At 36.7% G+C, this 16063-nt stretch carries 21 protein-coding genes; 8 read left to right on the top strand and 13 right to left on the bottom strand.

Annotated elements, in window-relative coordinates; translation table 11 throughout:
* Window positions 1-25 precede the first annotated feature (25 nt).
* From ACF3OC_RS13860 to ACF3OC_RS13825, 8 genes are all read right to left on the bottom strand, one after another.
* Window positions 26-880: a DUF3347 domain-containing protein gene (locus ACF3OC_RS13860; protein WP_094255995.1), complete on the bottom strand. Its 855-nt coding sequence runs from the start codon at window positions 878-880 to the stop codon at window positions 26-28.
* Between the two features lie 80 nt (window positions 881-960).
* Window positions 961-1347: a hypothetical protein gene (locus ACF3OC_RS13855; protein ID WP_141202056.1), complete on the bottom strand. Its 387-nt coding sequence runs from the start codon at window positions 1345-1347 to the stop codon at window positions 961-963.
* A 133-nt stretch (window positions 1348-1480) separates the two neighbouring features.
* A complete protein-coding gene (locus ACF3OC_RS13850) occupies window positions 1481-1687 on the bottom strand; it encodes a hypothetical protein (RefSeq protein WP_094255994.1) in 207 nt (68 codons plus the stop codon).
* On the bottom strand, window positions 1680-2273 hold the full coding sequence (locus tag ACF3OC_RS13845) for a methyltransferase domain-containing protein (protein ID WP_277711402.1): 594 nt from the start codon (window positions 2271-2273) through the stop codon (window positions 1680-1682). Before ACF3OC_RS13845 ends, ACF3OC_RS13850 begins: the two co-directional genes overlap by 8 nt.
* Window positions 2274-2458: 185 nt before the next feature.
* Window positions 2459-2920: a GNAT family N-acetyltransferase gene (locus ACF3OC_RS13840; protein WP_182499568.1), complete on the bottom strand. Its 462-nt coding sequence runs from the start codon at window positions 2918-2920 to the stop codon at window positions 2459-2461.
* 5 nt (window positions 2921-2925) lie between these two features.
* Window positions 2926-4014: a DUF695 domain-containing protein gene (locus ACF3OC_RS13835; protein ID WP_277711401.1), complete on the bottom strand. Its 1089-nt coding sequence runs from the start codon at window positions 4012-4014 to the stop codon at window positions 2926-2928.
* 117 nt (window positions 4015-4131) lie between these two features.
* The gene (locus tag ACF3OC_RS13830; RefSeq protein WP_094255990.1) at window positions 4132-4536 is read right to left on the bottom strand and encodes a DUF5606 domain-containing protein; all 405 of its coding nucleotides are present in this window, start codon (window positions 4534-4536) and stop codon (window positions 4132-4134) included.
* Window positions 4537-4557: 21 nt separating this feature from the next.
* Window positions 4558-5016 (bottom strand): peptidylprolyl isomerase, encoded by a 459-nt coding sequence (locus ACF3OC_RS13825; RefSeq protein ID WP_094255989.1) that lies wholly within the window; start codon window positions 5014-5016, stop codon window positions 4558-4560.
* A gap of 152 nt (window positions 5017-5168) precedes the next feature.
* Between ACF3OC_RS13825 and radC the strand changes: the two genes are divergently transcribed.
* A complete protein-coding gene (gene radC, locus ACF3OC_RS13820) occupies window positions 5169-5858 on the top strand; it encodes a DNA repair protein RadC (RefSeq protein ID WP_277711400.1) in 690 nt (229 codons plus the stop codon).
* 17 nt (window positions 5859-5875) lie between these two features.
* Window positions 5876-6643 carry a pirin family protein gene (locus ACF3OC_RS13815; protein WP_306427034.1) on the top strand — a complete coding sequence of 256 codons (768 nt, stop codon included), beginning with the start codon at window positions 5876-5878 and terminating at the stop codon, window positions 6641-6643.
* 55 nt (window positions 6644-6698) lie between these two features.
* Here the strand turns inward: ACF3OC_RS13815 and ACF3OC_RS13810 are convergent, their stop codons facing one another.
* On the bottom strand, window positions 6699-7082 hold the full coding sequence (locus tag ACF3OC_RS13810; protein WP_277711399.1) for a hypothetical protein: 384 nt from the start codon (window positions 7080-7082) through the stop codon (window positions 6699-6701).
* A gap of 163 nt (window positions 7083-7245) precedes the next feature.
* Between ACF3OC_RS13810 and ACF3OC_RS13805 the strand changes: the two genes are divergently transcribed.
* Window positions 7246-7644, top strand: a complete 399-nt coding sequence (locus ACF3OC_RS13805; RefSeq protein WP_179221414.1) for a single-stranded DNA-binding protein — start codon at window positions 7246-7248, stop codon at window positions 7642-7644.
* 65 nt (window positions 7645-7709) lie between these two features.
* Here the strand turns inward: ACF3OC_RS13805 and ACF3OC_RS13800 are convergent, their stop codons facing one another.
* Entirely contained in the window at window positions 7710-9119 is a 1410-nt protein-coding gene (locus tag ACF3OC_RS13800; RefSeq protein WP_277711398.1) for an alkaline phosphatase, read from the bottom strand.
* Between the two features lie 129 nt (window positions 9120-9248).
* On the opposite strand from ACF3OC_RS13800, the gene ACF3OC_RS13795 reads away from it, so the two are divergent.
* Both ACF3OC_RS13795 and ACF3OC_RS13790 read left to right on the top strand, forming a co-directional pair.
* Window positions 9249-10580 carry an OmpA family protein gene (locus tag ACF3OC_RS13795; protein ID WP_392469493.1) on the top strand — a complete coding sequence of 444 codons (1332 nt, stop codon included), beginning with the start codon at window positions 9249-9251 and terminating at the stop codon, window positions 10578-10580.
* 78 nt (window positions 10581-10658) lie between these two features.
* Entirely contained in the window at window positions 10659-10970 is a 312-nt protein-coding gene (locus tag ACF3OC_RS13790; RefSeq protein ID WP_392469491.1) for a hypothetical protein, read from the top strand.
* Here the strand turns inward: ACF3OC_RS13790 and ACF3OC_RS13785 are convergent.
* A complete protein-coding gene (locus tag ACF3OC_RS13785) occupies window positions 10967-11503 on the bottom strand; it encodes a lipocalin family protein (RefSeq protein WP_094256269.1) in 537 nt (178 codons plus the stop codon). The two genes, ACF3OC_RS13790 and ACF3OC_RS13785, sit on opposite strands and share 4 nt — an antisense overlap.
* Window positions 11504-11581: 78 nt before the next feature.
* Here ACF3OC_RS13785 and ACF3OC_RS13780 point away from each other — a divergent pair, with 78 nt between their 5' ends.
* Both ACF3OC_RS13780 and ACF3OC_RS13775 read left to right on the top strand, forming a co-directional pair.
* Entirely contained in the window at window positions 11582-12043 is a 462-nt protein-coding gene (locus tag ACF3OC_RS13780; RefSeq protein WP_094279996.1) for a DUF4268 domain-containing protein, read from the top strand.
* A 9-nt stretch (window positions 12044-12052) separates the two neighbouring features.
* Window positions 12053-12844, top strand: a complete 792-nt coding sequence (locus ACF3OC_RS13775) for a S1/P1 nuclease (RefSeq protein ID WP_094279997.1) — start codon at window positions 12053-12055, stop codon at window positions 12842-12844.
* 37 nt (window positions 12845-12881) lie between these two features.
* Here the strand turns inward: ACF3OC_RS13775 and ACF3OC_RS13770 are convergent, their stop codons facing one another.
* Complete coding sequence (locus tag ACF3OC_RS13770; protein WP_277711396.1) at window positions 12882-13250, bottom strand: hypothetical protein; 369 nt, start codon at window positions 13248-13250, stop codon at window positions 12882-12884.
* The gene (locus ACF3OC_RS13765; RefSeq protein WP_392469489.1) at window positions 13240-13878 is read right to left on the bottom strand and encodes a hypothetical protein; all 639 of its coding nucleotides are present in this window, start codon (window positions 13876-13878) and stop codon (window positions 13240-13242) included. The genes ACF3OC_RS13770 and ACF3OC_RS13765 overlap by 11 nt, the downstream gene beginning before the upstream one ends.
* Window positions 13879-14014: 136 nt before the next feature.
* Here ACF3OC_RS13765 and ACF3OC_RS13760 point away from each other — a divergent pair, with 136 nt between their 5' ends.
* Window positions 14015-16018 carry a M13 family metallopeptidase gene (locus ACF3OC_RS13760; RefSeq protein WP_392469488.1) on the top strand — a complete coding sequence of 668 codons (2004 nt, stop codon included), beginning with the start codon at window positions 14015-14017 and terminating at the stop codon, window positions 16016-16018.
* The last annotated feature ends 45 nt before the right edge of the window (window positions 16019-16063 follow it).

Here is a 16063-nt window from a genome sequence, read left to right as displayed (position 1 = left end):
AAATTATTAAGTCTGTTTAGATCGGTTAGAGTTTTTCTTTAACCTCTCCGCAACTCATCATTTTTGATCCGTAGTATGGGTTTTTTATCGCTTCTTCTTTACTTAACCAATAAGCGCCTTTATTGTTGTTGGCCATTGGACAAAATTGCCAGAATAAGCCTTCTGCTGATCCTGATGTTTTTGCTAACGTATAGATTTGGTCGGAAAGTTCAATAAAGGTATTTCTCTGACCTTCGAGTTTTGTGTCTTTCGCGATTTGATTTGCCGATTTTTCTAAATTTCCTTTCAACTTCATCCACTGAACATGCTCAGCTTCTGCCAATGAATTCATGTCCACTTTTTTGATCGATTGACTCAATTGACCTGCTGCCAAAGCACTGTTTTTTTGATTACTCGTTATTAAAGCATCTTTCAGTTCCAAGTAAGAAGCAAACACAGAAGTTAAACCTTTCTGTTGTTGGGCATGCTCATTTTTAGAACCTGGTTCATGTGGTTTCTCATTGGAATTCATCTCATGCTGTGGACCGCCTTTTGCTACTTCATGGCTTCTATCATAAAGGCAACATTCATGTAACTTTTCATAAATATCATCCGGAGCTCTGAATTGTGCATTATCATAACCTGACTGAGCTATTTTTTTCAATACAGCAGATTCACTGGTTTTTGTAGAATCAAAGGTAATTTCAGCCTGTTTTTGTTTGGCATCCCAACTGACCTTGGATATGTTTTTCTCAGATCCACTGGTTTCTATGGTCTTCTTACACATGCCACAGTTTCCATTAACCGCAACTGAAACTGTTTTTGCATTCTTGATTTGTGCTATACTAGCATTGATTCCTAAGCCAAGGATAAGGCCTAAGATTAAGGATATCTTTTTCATCTTTTATTTTTTTAATTTAAATAGCTTGGATAGCCAATGGCTAACCATAATAAATTACCTAATGGTACAAATGGAAGTAATTAAGCTATTTTGGGCGGGATGAAAATTGAAGAATATCCAGAGGTTTCTTGGAAAACCAAAAGGGTAGATATTTTCTCCTTAAAAATTGGATTGTTGAAATGAAACTCAAAACTTGGGTTGGAATAGAAACAACAGCTTGTATTGGCCATCATCGGACAACAACAATTGGAATCAGTACAAGAGCTTTTACTTTCCTGATGTTTGGATGTGGGCTCTGTATTTTCCTTTTCACAACAGCTGTGTTCATTTTCAGCATGATGATCCTTTGTTTCGCAACTAACTTCTGACTTCACTTCCTCCTGATGTTCATTGCACGCAAAAGTAAGCTTTGGGCTGAACAAGGCTAAGAGTGTGAAACAGATTATGGAAACTATCTTCGTCATCATGTGATATTTACAAAGCTATGCAAAATTTTTAGAATGAAAAAAAGATGTCCAAAAAGAAGGCCCAGGTTGTAAAACCTGAGCCGGACACATTAACTATTATTAATTATACCTTGCTAATTAATTTTGAAGATTTTTATCTTCGTTCTCGAGGTGGAACCTGGCATGAACCATTTGCTGAACAGCCCATATTCAATAGCGGTAAGATCGTAAATAATACCCCCAAACCCGCAATCAACCACATCTCTGATTTTACTCCCTGAATAATAATGATAATACCCATTACCAAGCGTAAAATCCGCATCACACTCCATTGAGATAAATAAATTTTTACCTTATCCATTTTTTCTCTCCAGTTTAATAAATAATTCTGTTCCCATTCTTGGGCCGATACTATTATAGCATGGCTCCATTTTTTCTATTTCAAAATAAGGGGTAAACAACGGTCGATATTCTTCTTTCGTTCCTCCAAATGGTGGACCTGACTTTTCAAACTCAACCCCAAATAATACCCCCACAATTTCTCCTCCTTCTGCCAATAACGAATTTGATTTTTTGACATATTCAGACCTTAACTTTGGCTCTAATGCACAGAAAAAGGTCTGTTCTAGCATAAGATCATACTCACCTTGATGATCGAAAAAATCACCCAAAATAACGCTGATCTCAGGTTTATCCTTAAACTTATCTTTTAATTGGTCTACCGCCATCGGGGCAATATCAATTACAGTCAAGTTTGTAAACCCATTTTCCAACAAGTAGGCCGCTTCATGCGCATTCCCACATCCCGGAATCAAAATCCGAGCATCTTTATTATGGTATTCATTCATGAAGGTAACAATAGGGGTAGAGGCGTAGCCTATATCCCAACCAGTTTGTTGGTTCTCCCAACGCTGATTCCAAAAATCTTGATCCAAAGATGTTTCCATCGTATGTTAATATTTTAGTGTTTGTTATCCCTTTTAGCTTGAATGGAATAACACAAAATTGAAGATTAATTTCCTGATGCTCGGTATCTTTTGTTACAAAGCCAAATTGAACTTAATTGTCCTGGAAAACAGAAAAAAAATCAATGAATAGAACGAATAAACAAGTTATTTTATCGGATGTATGATTATCGTAATGCCGGATATTCCATAAAAACTAAATCAAAACCTTGAGCCCAATAATCTGCTGTCCTCTCCTTGACCTTAAAGCCCAATTTTTGATAAAAACCTTCTGCAAATTGCGAGGTTCTTACAATTAACCGTTGAATAGCCATATTTTGCTTTACATATCGGATGCGATGTTCCGTTAACAATCTTCCAGCACCTTGATGCTGAATTTCTTTATCCAGAAAATCCCAACTCAATCGAGCGGTGATCTGATCATCATCGTAATTTATTCCACCAGCACCAATAATCCGATTCTCCTGGATCAAAATAAAGTAATCCTCAATTTCATGATTCAAGTAATGGATTAAATCCTCACCCTCGGATTCAGCGAAAAATTCAGGAACATTCGTCTCGAAAACCCTCATGACTTCCTTAAAATCTGATTTTTGATAGGGACGTATCAAAATACCTTGCTTATTCATAAACTTTAAACTATCCGATATCTTTCAAAAGTTTGCCAATATTTATCCTTATAAAAATCATAACTCAATTCCAACCGATCCTGATACTTAGGGATTAATTTTTCCATAACCATGCTGACATTTCTGAACTCCCTACAGGCAATAAAGGTTTCACGAAGACCATCCACAGTCTCGGAACCTAGGAAAATATAGCCCTCGGCACTAGGTAAAGTCTTTTCAAGCTCCTCCTCAAATTCCGCGATATGATCATAGGTGTCCGGATTTGGAAATCCTGATTCACTATCTGAATGATAAGCGTTCATCACCACCAATATCCAGGGGTGTGAAGCTTTGTAATCCCAATTTAATACCGAAGTGTTGATCGTTGATAATATAGGTTTCCCGTTTTCTAAACAACCTTCAAAACCAGAAAATCGATCGTCATCGGAATTATGCCTTACATCCTGATATTTCTCAACAAATTCCTTTTCACGCCAATGTAGATAATCCAATAATTTATCGGCCTGGATTAATTCTTCCTGCAAATTTTGTGGTCCACGAACATCAATTTTATCAATGATTTGGATCATGGTCTCTTCCCCTAAATAATTATCCAAGAAAATAAAGATTCCACTTAGGATTTCTTCTCTTGACTCCTCGTGATAGGAGTCATAAACAAACATCAGATCTATTTTATCCGGATAATTGGCATGAAGGATCGGGTAGAATTTAATGTTGGATTTATCGAATTGCAGATCATGCATCCGAATGGCAAAATCTTCGTTATTGGATTCTGGTTTGAGTGCTCTAAATTTCCAACCTGCAAGTTTTGGAGATGATTGAACTAGCTTCTCCGCCCAGATAACATTCTTGATGATTCCATCTGGTGTAAAAACGAGCTCCGCATCTTTATCCTGATCTATACCTACTAAAAAAAATACACGCGGTTCCATTTTATCCAACACAGGGGCAAATTGTTGAATGAAATCCTCCTCCACGTTCTTTCCTGATTTAATAACGTCATAAAACTCTTGTGATCGTGTTTGAAACCAATCCCAAAAGGCTTGATAATCTTGGTCTGTAGGCGCTGAAAATAAAGTATCCTTACTGCTCATATAAAATAATATTTTTAAAAAATTGGAGATTGTTTTTCTCCATTTCTTAAATATAAGGATATAAAAAAACCTATCCTAAAAAATATCTAGGATAGGTTTTTATAAAATTCGTATAAATTAAGCTAGCGGTTCAGGAGCTTCCTCTTCAAATAATGGAAGTTCTTTGATAATGTTGTACCAGCTAATGATTTTTTTGATATCTGAGGAATAAACTCTTGCCTCATCATGATTAGGCGCTACCTCTCTAAAATACTCACGTAACGTATTGCCATCAGCCTTCACATCAGGAGTGTTGCCACCATTGGTTTTGATGGTTTCCAATACATCAATCAAACGGATTTCTTCGTCTTCACCATAAATGGTAATATCTTCCAAAGTTGCCATTTTCGTAGTCGATAAATTTACTACCGATTTAACTTTGGCAGCATCCAATGACTCAAGGACAAATCCACCCTTGTTTTGACCAATTAATTTAAATAATCCCGGCTTGCCAGTAACTGACACTAATCCTCTTAAATTCATTTTCTATTTCTTAAATAAGAATTAATCTTCTATTATTTCTACACCTAAAATACGGTCACCTTGACGGATATCATCAACGACATCTACATTCTCGATAACTTTTCCGAAACAGGTATGGTTGCGGTCTAAGTGTGCGGTATTGTTGCGACTATGGCAAATGAAAAATTGTGATCCGCCTGTATTTCTCCCTGCATGTGCCATCGATAATACCCCACGATCATGATGTTGATTGTTGCCATCTAATTCACAATCAATCTTATATCCTGGTCCACCTGTTCCAGGCATTCCTGTCGCTCCTTCACGCGTATTTGGGCAACCTCCTTGAATGACAAAATCAGGAATAACACGGTGAAAACTTAATCCATCATAATATCCTGATTTAGCTAACTTAATAAAGTTCGCAACTGTATTTGGAGCATCTTCTGTATAAAATTGCACAGTCATGTCGCCCTTTTCTGTTTTAATAATCGCTTTGCTCATTATTTGTGTCCTTAAATTGTAATAGCCTACAAAGATAAGACTTCTGTCTAAATTCTAAAGCCCCTATTTATTTGTTGGTACAGGTAATATTAACAACTATTAGCGTTGAAATATTTATTTTTAAGAAATACAAACTCAAAAAATTACATATTATGCAAAAATTGGTTATTCGTGATTGGGCAGAATCTGATAGACCTCGCGAAAAACTGTTAGAACAGGGACGTCGGTCTGTTACAGATGCTGAACTAATCGCCATTTTAATAGGTTCCGGTTCTAAAAATGAAACCGCAGTAGAACTCGCTAAAAGAATGCTTGGCACTGTTAATCATGACCTTTTTAATCTCAGTAAATTAGAAATCAATGAATTATGTCAATTTAAAGGAATAGGAGAGGCTAAAGCTATAACCATCATCGCTGCTTTAGAATTGGGACGTCGAAGACAAGAAACTACAAGTCCCGAAAAACCAGTCCTAAATTCTAGCAAAAAAGCCTATGAATATTTAAAACATGTCCTTGAAGATTTGAGTCATGAAGAATTCTGGGTGATTTATCTGAATACGAGCTGTAAGGTGCTCGATAGACAACTAATCGGTCGCGGTGGTAATGATTTTACACCTGTAGATATTCGCGTGATCCTAAGACATGCCCTAATGAATAAGGCTAATTCCATAATTTTAGCCCATAATCATCCCTCCGGAACATTAAAACCTAGTGAAGCCGATAAAACTTTGACAAAAAAGATCCTGGCAGCAGCTAAATTAATGGATATCCATATGCATGACCACCTAATTATTACGGATCAAAGTTATTTCAGTTTCCGAGATGAAGGTTTATTCAATTGATTTCTTATCCTATATCAATGTGTAACAAAACCGAATCCGCCACCTTTGTGTTATTATTAAAAGAAGAGAATATCATGGCAAAATTTTTTTATCACCCAGCAGACTCCCGTGGAAAAGCAGACCATGGATGGTTGAAATCCAACCATACCTTTAGTTTCGGCGGCTATATGAACGCCGAAAGAATGAATTTCGGCGCATTGAGAGTATTAAACGATGATTACGTCGCTCCAGGAATGGGCTTCGGAAAACATCCTCATAGTAATATGGAGATTATTTCTATTCCATTGGAAGGAGAATTAGCACATAACGACAGCATGGGGACAGGCTCGGTCATCAAAAAAGGTGATATCCAAATGATGAGTGCCGGTACTGGAATCGAACATAGTGAATATAATAACAGTGAAAAAGATCCCGTAAAGTTCTTGCAGATTTGGATTATCCCGAATAAACAAAATGTAGATCCACGTTACGATCAACAAACCATTGATTTTGATGCTGCAAAGAATAATTTTCTGCAGATTCTATCACCGGATCCTGAGGATGCCGGAATTTGGATCCATCAAGATGCTTGGTTTCATATCGCTGATTTTGATGCTGGATTTAATCGTGAATATGTCCTGAAAAATCCTGAAAATGGTCTTTATATTTTTGTGATCAATGGAGACCTCGATGTAGAAGGTCAAAAAATGGAAACACGAGATGGCTTAGGAATCGTCGGCGCAAAACATGTGAATATTAAAGCCGATACAAAAGCTGAATTCCTCTTAATGGAAGTTCCAGTATAAGAATATAAAATGTTTACTAGGCAGGAATTCACATACCCGTATTTTCCTGCTTAGATTAAACTAACCCAAAAATTTCCCGTTTCTTCTCCTTACTCTTGACGATCAAGATATAGTCCTGTCCGATTTCTAAATATCCATATTCATAACAGAAAATATACTGTTGTCCTTTCGTCGTCAATATCCGATGGGTATGATAGACCATAGAAAATCCTTCCCCTAACAATTTGGTCTTGCTAATCTTAATCATTTTCTCCTCCGCCAATAACTTGCTCAAGATTTTTCTATTCTTGCGAAGTTGCGTATTGACTTTTTTAAGAATATTATACTCCTTACTGTTCTCCCGATTATTAAATGCATTCCGACAGTTATCATTGCAAAATCTTTTGTCCGTTCGACCTTTTATCGGTTGTTCGCATTCTTTACAGTTTCTATGATCCATTTTTCTAAGTGATTATTACCATTTAAAAACGACTACAGTCGACTCTAATTGATTGATATACGAATGTTTCTCCTTTTCAACCGCACCTTTGTCTCAGTTACTTAGCTAAGATAATTGAATAATAAGAAAATATGTATCAATAAATGAAATAATCATGAACGCAATGAAAAATTCAGTACAACTATTAGGAAGGTTAGGACATGAACCAGAAATCAAAATCAGTAGTAATGGTAATCCCTATTGTTTTATTCGATTGGTCACCAATGAATATGTCGTCAAAAAGAATGGCGAAACCTATGAAAAAAGTCAATGGCATCGAATTGCTGTCTGGGGGAATCTAACTAAACAATTACAGAAAAAAGGTAAAAAAGGTAGTCTCTGGTTAATTCAAGGAACCATTTTCTATAACTCCTATGAAGGAAATACCGGGGTTCAAAAAGAGTTTTGTGAAATCCGAGCCAATAAAATGATGTTCCTAATGGAATCAATGGGAATGAAAAACAAAGTGCTTGATGAGGATAGCATAGAAGAGAAGGAGCTGAATATGATCGAAAATGATTAATATGGTATAAAAAAACAGGGAATTGTGAGCTCACAATTCCCTGTTTTTATCTTGTTTATATTTCCTTATGGATGTTGCCATCCTGCAATTTTAGATACCGTACGTGGAATATCCACATTATCCATTTTTTGATGGAATTGCTCGGCTCCAACACCGATTGCATAAACCGGAATATATGCTGCTGAATGGCTTCCTGATGCCCAGCTCAAGGAAGATGCTTTGTTGATAGCTTTGATAGCTAATGAAGCAATTTTGTCATTGGTAGCATATAAACTCTTGCTCGTTTCATTTTTATGCTCAATAAAACTTTTTTCATAAGCTTCGTGGATCGCTTTTTCATCATCTTCACCTACCTTGATCGTTTTCCATAAACCTAAGTGTTCACCTAAAAACCCTTTTAGTTGATCCCAAGTAGCACTTTCATTCTTTTTACGGAAATCATTGATCAATGCTGATAAGCTCTCTTGAGATAACTTTTGGTTTTCAAGATTTTTCAATCGTAAAGTCGAACTACCATTTCCAACTCCAATTCCACCAGTTTCGTGGTCCGCAGTTACAATAATCAATGTTTCTTCCGGATGTTTTTGGTAGAATTCATAAGCTTTTTGTACAGCATTATTGAAGTCCCAAACTTCCTGAACTGCTGTAGCACCATCATTTGAGTGACATGCCCAATCAATTTTTCCACCTTCAACCATTAAGAAAAAACCTTGATTTCCTTGACTCAAACTCTCAATAGCTGCGGAAGTGATTTCAGCTAAATTTAAGTCGCCTGGCTTTTGGTCAATCGCATATTTTAATGAAACTGGATCAGTTCCTTTATTATTCATTAAAATCAATTTCTCAGATTTATTCGCTTTTTTATAATCATCCAACCCGTATAATAAACGGTAACCTGCTTTTTCTAATTGTGGAAAAATCGATGCTACTTCTTCTTTCTTAGCATTCGTAGTTGGTTTTAAAAATCCTGATCCTGCAAAGAAGTCAAATTTGGACTTTATGATATCCAAACCGATTTCATAATACATATCGCGGTCTGGCTGATTGGCAAAAAAGGAAGCTGGAGTAGCATGGTCGATACTTACGGAAGTAGTAATACCTACTTTCATCCCTTTTTCCTTCGCTAAATAGGCAATGCTTTTATAAGGTTTAACACCTGCACTGTCCATCGCTATTACACCATTCTTGGTCTTATAACCAACAGCTAAAGCAGTACCGCCAGCACCAGAATCCGTTACGCCATGGGATAAGGAATGTGAAGTCGCAAAGGTTGCATAAGGAAATTGACTGAATACAGTAGGTGAGACACTGTTCTTATTCGACAATGAGCTCTTATAGACCTCTGCCGCCTGAACTTGATTTAAGCCCATGCCATCACCAATCATAAAGAAGATGTATTTCGGTTGCTTCTGTCCAAATGCCGTCCCTATTAATAAAAAGAAAGCTAATAATAAATTGAAATATTTAATGTTCATACCAAACGGATTAGTTTATTCACAAAATTAAGGTTCTCATATTAAGATAATGTTAATTGATAAAAACAAGGGTATGCAAACAAAATGTTACATAGTTTGTTTTTTTCATTGTACTTATAAACTCAGGTTATGGAAAACAATTTATTACAACTTGCTCAAAGTTATTTTAATGAGCATACGTATAGTACCCTAGCTTCTGAGGAGAATATTTCTCCCGAACAAGCTAAAAGAGGAATTGAAACCGTAATTCCTTCTTTATTCTTAGGTTTTCAACGCAAATCCGGCCACGGATTAGGAAATCTACTTGAAACTTTAAAGTCTACTTTTTCTGGATTTAACTTTTCAGATGTATTGAGATTCTCTCCACCTGTACAGGAAGTGCCTCAAGATGGTGATACGACAAGATCTTTGCTGAGTTCCCTTTTTGGGAATGCTTTTGATCAAGTGATCCCCAATACGGCTAACTTTCTCGGATTGAATACCAATAGTCTGATCCGCCTATTTTCGGCAGGTATCCCTGCGGTAATAGGTGCCTTGACTAGTAATGGTGAACGTTGGGATACAACCTCAATTGAAGCCGATCTTAACAATAACAGAGCTAATTTCCTTAAAGCTTTGCCTGCAGGATTACCTCTGAATATCCTAGGTGAAGAACCAAAAGGACCAACCATCGTACCGGAAGAGCCTCATGTGGCTCCAGTCGATCCTATCGTGGATCCCGCAAGAGATGTATTAGTAGAAGATCCAATTATTCCAACTTCGAATGTACGTCGTGATGATCCACCTGCTGCTTTACCACCAGCAGACGAAGAACGTAAAAAAGGGGCTGGACTATGGTGGATTCTTATCCCAATTATCTTGTTATTATTGTGGTTTTTCTTCGGTAAAGGCTGTAATAGGGAAGAAGCACCAGTTTCTGATGCCCATGTGGATTCCTTGATTACCGATTCGGTCGTCAACCAAGATACGGCAATTGGAACTGAAGTGGTTCGCGAAAGTATTATGGTAACTTTACCTAATGATACCGTGATCAATGCCTATAAAGGTGGTATTGAGGATCAACTAGTACAATTCCTGAATTCTGATTACAAAAGCTTATCGGATGAAGAATTAAAAGATCGTTGGTTTGATTTTGACAACCTAAACTTTGCCACGGGGACTGCTAATATCTTGCCTGAAAGTCAGGTACAAGTGGACAACTTGGTAGCAATCCTAAATGCATTTCCGGATGCCAAAATTAAATTAGGCGGTTATACCGATAAAACAGGGGATGAAGCGATCAATAAAAAATTATCTAATGATCGTGCAATCGCAGTAAAAAATGCATTTGAAGCAAAAGGGGTAGGAAATCGTGTCATGGCAACCGAAGGCTATGGATCCCAATTCGCAAAATTCCCTGCTGATGCTCCGGAATCTGATCGTGTAACAGATAGAAGAGTAGCAGTCAGTGTAAGAAAATAATATATTGAAAATTAGAAAAAGCAGTCCAACCTGGTTGGACTGCTTTTTTTATTCTCTTTGGAATGCTATTTTTGCCGAATGCTTACAAAGTCACAAATAGAAATGATTGAAGGAGATTTTGAGAAATTCTTCAAAGATGTTAAATCAAAAGGGAAGACTTTCGATTTTGATCTGTTTGGAGAATATGCAATTTCCATTCTTAATTTCTATGTTGGAAGCTCCTTGCTGACTCTACCCCATAAAAAAGATGGAGCCCTAACCCTGGTCCGTCTTTTTAATGCCGGATTGGGAAACATCATCACTCCGGAGGATCAACAAGAAATTGCCGAAGCAATTCAACAAGATCCCACCCTCAATTACGCATTAATACAGCCTGTATTTAATAGCTAGCCTTCTTGAATCGTCCATTTTAATTTCGAGGTATCATAACCACAATCCTCGGCATAGCGTAGATAAGCAATTTCTTTCTCTGCACTGATGGTTTTATTGCGGGATAAAATCCACATATAATCCAGATTATCGCCGAAAACCAACGCATCCTCATAGTCTTCACCTATCTGAACAATATTATATCCAGAATAGAAAGGTCCAAAAAAGGAAACCTTTAATTTCCCTTCGTTGACATCCCCTGCATATTTTGCTTTTCCAATACTGGTTTTTGCTTTTCCAGTATTCACATTAACCCCTTGGTTCTTCACTAAGATGGAACCATCATCATTTAGACTGTAATCTGCAGTCACATTCTTAAGGTCCTTTTCCCAAATGAAATCTAAACGCGCAATTTCATACCATTTGCCTAAATACCGGCTCAAATCAAAGTTTTCAATAACCTCAGCATTGGATTTTATCGGTCGTAGATAATTGTAAATCACTGAACCCAATGCGACAGCAGTTAATGTTATTAAGGTTTTTTTCTTGTCCATCGTAATTATTTTATAGGAAAACAGGTTAAACTTCATAAATGTTTAAGGAGATTCCTAGTTTTGCATAAAATTAAAGAATTGTATTCAAGAGAAGAAGCAAAGAAAATCAAGGAGTCCTTTTGGACCAGTTTCGGGCAATATATGTCGCCGATTCCAAATGCTGATGGGGAGAAAGTAACATGGGTGAATTATAAAACAGGAATCCGTTTTCTCTTTTTCAGAATGGAAGCGACCAATAAAGTGGCCCAAATAGGAATTGAAATCGCAAATCCTGACGCCGGAATCAGAGCTTTACTTTTTGAACAATTTAAAGAATATGCACAGGTCCTCCATGCTGAACTTGAGGAGGAATGGATTTGGGACGACTCTTTTTATGATGATTACGGTAAGCCTACTGCGCGGATCTATACCGAAATCAGAGGGTTGAGTGTATTCAAAAAGGAGGATTGGCCAGATTTAATTTCATTTTTTAAACCAAGAATTATCGCTTTGGATAGCTTTTGGTCCAATGCTCAATATGGATTTGAACTTTTTAAATAAATAGGAACTATGAAACTAGTAGGAAGAATTCTAGTATTTTTTATGCTGATCACACAAGCTCATTCGGTATTTGCTTGGGGAATGACCGGACATCGCGTAATTTCAGAAATTGCCGAACAACATTTAACCAGAAAAGCGAAACGTAACATCCAAAAATTAATCGGCCATCAAAAGATTGCCTACTGGTCCAATTGGGCAGATTTTATTAAGTCTTCCCCGGATTCTGTCCTTTTGAAAACAGGAACTTGGCATTTCTTGAATACACCTGGAAACCTGACCCATGAGCAATTCCTCGTGGAACTGCAAAACTCTCCAGAACAAAATTTATATAAAGCCTACCAAAGAGTAAAAAAAGAAGTGGCTGATAAAAACCTTTCTATTGAACAAAGAAAACAAGCTTTTTATTTTATGGTGCACTTGTTAGGTGATGCGCATCAACCCATGCATGTCAGTAGGGCTGAAGACCTTGGAGGAAACAAAATTGCGGTTACTTTCTTCGGCCGTGGATCTAATATTCACAGAGTATGGGATTCTGACCTGGTTGATAATGAGAAATGGTCTTATACGGAATATGCACGCGTATTGGATTATGAGAAATATTTCTATAAACAATATACAAATTCAACCTTCGAAGATTGGTTGTATGAATCACATCAACTGGCCAATGTTATCTATGATGATGTGGCAAAGGATAATAAACTATCATACGATTATATCTTTCGCTTTAAGGATCCAATGGAACAAGCGCTCCTGAAAGCGGGATTGAGACTCGCCAAAGAATTAAATGAAGTGTTTGGGTAAACAAAATGGGGCTGTTCTTAAAACAGCCCCATTTTTATTAATTATTTAAGGTCCAATCGAAATAACTGCCTTTGGCAATAAATCGCTGATCCTCCAACTTAAAATCAAAATCTAGGTAGTCATTGCTGCAGCTGCCCATATCCGAACAACAAAATTTGCGGTCAATGTCAAACTGCATCCTGAACTTTCCAACATGGGTATCCGGCTGATACCTGAAATTGGAAACCTGGATGTTCCCAACTTCTGGGCTACCATCTTTATCGCCCAAAACATCAAAAATAAACCAACTCAACTTATCCAATTCTTCCTTCGAGATATAGTTCAATAGTTCTGAAGGATCCTCAGAAATGGTCTCTAATTGCTCTGAATTGATATCGGTTTCAAATGTATATTCTTTAGCTTCCATAAGATAATATTTTTTCAATCTGTCGGATATCCGGAAAGTAATTCTCCAAAATATTCGACGGAAATGTGTTTTTCCCCTTTACCTCTATCAAAGCCTTTGCCAATAAATAATCATTCACCCGAATATCCAACTGAATATTTGAATTATTATAGGTCAGTGAATGATCCTTGATGATATAAGGGCTCCGGGATAGCTTTTTAAAATGAATATCATCAACTAGAACCTGAAATAATTCCTCCCATTTTCCTATCAGATTCATGATCATTTGTTCGAAAATAATCTGGCCAATTTGACTTTCCAACTTTTCTTGGCTCCTGAAGTTGAACGTAGAAGGGGAGTAATAAATAATATCGTTTTTTAAATAAGGTTTCGATTTCCCGGTCTTTACAGTTCGGACGGCATAAGTTTTTCCAAATAAAGGAATGGTAAAAAAATCCAAGGTACTGTCAAGTTGAATTTTCTTCGTTTCTTGACGAGCGAATTGTTTGATATAGGTGGTCAGTTCAGGCACTGAAAGATGAGCAGGTGCAAAAATCAAGGGAATTTCCTTCCCATTTGACTCGATTTTGATGGAATCTTCTGCCGAAACGACCAATAAATATTCTTTACCTTCAACTTGAATAATCATTGAGCGCAAATTAACAAATCCTCCATGTTAATTATATAACAATTAATTATATAAAAATAGTTACTTCTAGTTTTTTCATAATATCGCTATGTTTGCATAAGAACGATACTAGGTTCTTAAACAAAATAGGTTAATTATGAAACAATATGTATTAATGGCGGCATTGCTTGCCGGTTCAGTTTCTGTTTTTGCACAGGAACACCAAGCAATCAATGTTTCCTACATGGACAAATCCGTTCGTCCACAAGATGATTTCTACAATTACGTTAATGGTAATTGGATGAAAACAGTAGAAATTCCTTCTGATAAAGCTCGTTGGGGATCTTTTGATCAACTAAGAGAAAATACGGATGAAGCAACTTTGAAAATCTTAAAAGAATCCTTGAATACCAAGTTTGAAAAAGGAACTGATGGACAAAAAATCGCTGATCTTTATAAATCTTACGTAGATTTTGATACCCGTAATAAATTAGGGATTACCCCAATCCAACAACAATTAAAAGATATTGACCAGGTTAAAAACCTAAAAGGTCTTTATGATTATTTTGTGAAATACGGAGCAATCGGTGGAAATCCTTTCTTTGGTGCTTACGTATATGCCCACATGAAAAACAGTAATATGAATGCTGTTTATTTAGGTGGCGGTGGATTAGGTTTAGGTCGTACCTATTACCAAAAAGAAGATGAAAAGAATACAGAGACTTTAGGAAACTATAATCAATATATCAATGCTCTTTATGGTAAAGTAGATCCTAAAACTCGTGATCTAAAAGGTCCAAAGGTAATCGAATTTGAAAAATTGATCGCCTCCAACCTAAAAACTGTCGAAGAACAACGTGATGCTCAAAAACGTTACAACCCAGTTGCGGTAAAGGATCTGCAAGCGATGGTGAAAAATATGGATGTTGCAAAATACATTCAAACACTTGGTTTTAAAGCAGATACCGTAATCATCGGCGAATTAAAATATTATCAAAATCTAGATAAGATTGTCAATGAACAGAATCTTCCTGTTATTAAGGAATACTTAAAATTCCATGTAATGGATGATGCTACGGGCTATTTGACAGCTGATCTTGACCAGTTATCTTTTGATTTCTACGGTAAGAAGCTAAGAGGTCAAAAAGAACAACGTGCGCTTGACAAAAGAGGTTTAGAATTCGTAAATGGAAATGCTGGTGAATTATTAGGTAAATTATATGTAAAAGAAAACTTCCCTGCAGAAGCAAAAGCTGCATGTGAGGAGTTGGTACAATACTTAATTAAATCTTTTAATGTTCATATCAAGGATTTAGCTTGGATGTCGCCAACAACCAAAGAGAAGGCTTTGGAGAAACTTTCTAAATTCACGGTAAAAATTGGTTATCCTGACAAATGGAAAGATTATTCTAGCCTTCAAGTAGGAACTTCATTAGTTGAGAACGTAAATAATGTTCGTCGTTGGGCATTTGAAGAAAACTTAGCTAAACAAGGTAAGCCGGTTGATAAATCAGAGTGGGGAATGACTCCTCAAACAGTAAACGCATATTACAGTCCATTATTTAATGAAATTGTATTCCCTGCTGCGATTTTACAACCTCCATTCTACGATTATAAAGCAGATCCAGGAGTGAATTTTGGTGGTATTGGTGCTGTTATTGGTCACGAATTATCACACGGATTTGACGACTCAGGTTCACAGTACGATGGAAATGGTAATTTAAATAACTGGTGGACTGAAGAAGATAAAGAGAAATTTAATGCTGCTGCGGATGCATTGGTTGCTCAATTTGAAGCCTACGAGCCTGTACCAGGAGTATTTGTGAATGGTCGTTTCACTTTAGGTGAAAATATCGGTGACTTAGGTGGATCTTCAGTAGCATTTGATGCACTTCAAATGTATTTGAAAGACAAAGGAAACCCAGGTTTAATCGATGGCTATACCCAAGATCAACGTTTCTTCCTTTCTTGGGCGACGATCTGGCGTACAAAAACAACCGATGAATTTGTAGTGAATCAAGTGAAAACCGATCCACACTCGCCAGCACAATATCGTGCTACGGGTCCAATCATCAATTTAGATGCTTTCCATAAAGCATTCGATACCAAAGAAGGGGATAAGCTTTATCTACCTAAAGACAAACGTATCGTAATTTGGTAATCCAAATCTAGAATAAATCAAAAGAAGGTGTCTAAAAAGGCACCT

Source organism: Sphingobacterium cellulitidis (assembly GCF_043187465.1).
Taxonomy (GTDB): Bacteria; Bacteroidota; Bacteroidia; order Sphingobacteriales; family Sphingobacteriaceae; genus Sphingobacterium; species Sphingobacterium cellulitidis.
Note: the sequence above shows the minus strand (reverse complement) of the source record. Positions and strands in the feature narration are given on the sequence as shown.

What these genes read in the sequence shown, in the direction of transcription:
- ACF3OC_RS13860 (WP_094255995.1), bottom strand. Translation starts at nt 880, where the DNA reads ATGAAAAAGATATCCTTAATCTTAGGCCTTATCCTTGGCTTAGGAATC.
- ACF3OC_RS13855 (WP_141202056.1), bottom strand. Translation starts at nt 1,347, where the DNA reads ATGATGACGAAGATAGTTTCCATAATCTGTTTCACACTCTTAGCCTTG.
- ACF3OC_RS13850 (WP_094255994.1), bottom strand. Translation starts at nt 1,687, where the DNA reads ATGGATAAGGTAAAAATTTATTTATCTCAATGGAGTGTGATGCGGATT.
- ACF3OC_RS13845 (WP_277711402.1), bottom strand. Translation starts at nt 2,273, where the DNA reads ATGGAAACATCTTTGGATCAAGATTTTTGGAATCAGCGTTGGGAGAAC.
- ACF3OC_RS13840 (WP_182499568.1), bottom strand. Translation starts at nt 2,920, where the DNA reads ATGAATAAGCAAGGTATTTTGATACGTCCCTATCAAAAATCAGATTTT.
- ACF3OC_RS13835 (WP_277711401.1), bottom strand. Translation starts at nt 4,014, where the DNA reads ATGAGCAGTAAGGATACTTTATTTTCAGCGCCTACAGACCAAGATTAT.
- ACF3OC_RS13830 (WP_094255990.1), bottom strand. Translation starts at nt 4,536, where the DNA reads ATGAATTTAAGAGGATTAGTGTCAGTTACTGGCAAGCCGGGATTATTT.
- ACF3OC_RS13825 (WP_094255989.1), bottom strand. Translation starts at nt 5,016, where the DNA reads ATGAGCAAAGCGATTATTAAAACAGAAAAGGGCGACATGACTGTGCAA.
- radC (WP_277711400.1), top strand. Translation starts at nt 5,169, where the DNA reads ATGCAAAAATTGGTTATTCGTGATTGGGCAGAATCTGATAGACCTCGC.
- ACF3OC_RS13815 (WP_306427034.1), top strand. Translation starts at nt 5,876, where the DNA reads ATGTGTAACAAAACCGAATCCGCCACCTTTGTGTTATTATTAAAAGAA.
- ACF3OC_RS13810 (WP_277711399.1), bottom strand. Translation starts at nt 7,082, where the DNA reads ATGGATCATAGAAACTGTAAAGAATGCGAACAACCGATAAAAGGTCGA.
- ACF3OC_RS13805 (WP_179221414.1), top strand. Translation starts at nt 7,246, where the DNA reads ATGAAAAATTCAGTACAACTATTAGGAAGGTTAGGACATGAACCAGAA.
- ACF3OC_RS13800 (WP_277711398.1), bottom strand. Translation starts at nt 9,119, where the DNA reads ATGAACATTAAATATTTCAATTTATTATTAGCTTTCTTTTTATTAATA.
- ACF3OC_RS13795 (WP_392469493.1), top strand. Translation starts at nt 9,249, where the DNA reads ATGGAAAACAATTTATTACAACTTGCTCAAAGTTATTTTAATGAGCAT.
- ACF3OC_RS13790 (WP_392469491.1), top strand. Translation starts at nt 10,659, where the DNA reads ATGCTTACAAAGTCACAAATAGAAATGATTGAAGGAGATTTTGAGAAA.
- ACF3OC_RS13785 (WP_094256269.1), bottom strand. Translation starts at nt 11,503, where the DNA reads ATGGACAAGAAAAAAACCTTAATAACATTAACTGCTGTCGCATTGGGT.
- ACF3OC_RS13775 (WP_094279997.1), top strand. Translation starts at nt 12,053, where the DNA reads ATGAAACTAGTAGGAAGAATTCTAGTATTTTTTATGCTGATCACACAA.
- ACF3OC_RS13770 (WP_277711396.1), bottom strand. Translation starts at nt 13,250, where the DNA reads ATGGAAGCTAAAGAATATACATTTGAAACCGATATCAATTCAGAGCAA.
- ACF3OC_RS13765 (WP_392469489.1), bottom strand. Translation starts at nt 13,878, where the DNA reads ATGATTATTCAAGTTGAAGGTAAAGAATATTTATTGGTCGTTTCGGCA.
- ACF3OC_RS13760 (WP_392469488.1), top strand. Translation starts at nt 14,015, where the DNA reads ATGAAACAATATGTATTAATGGCGGCATTGCTTGCCGGTTCAGTTTCT.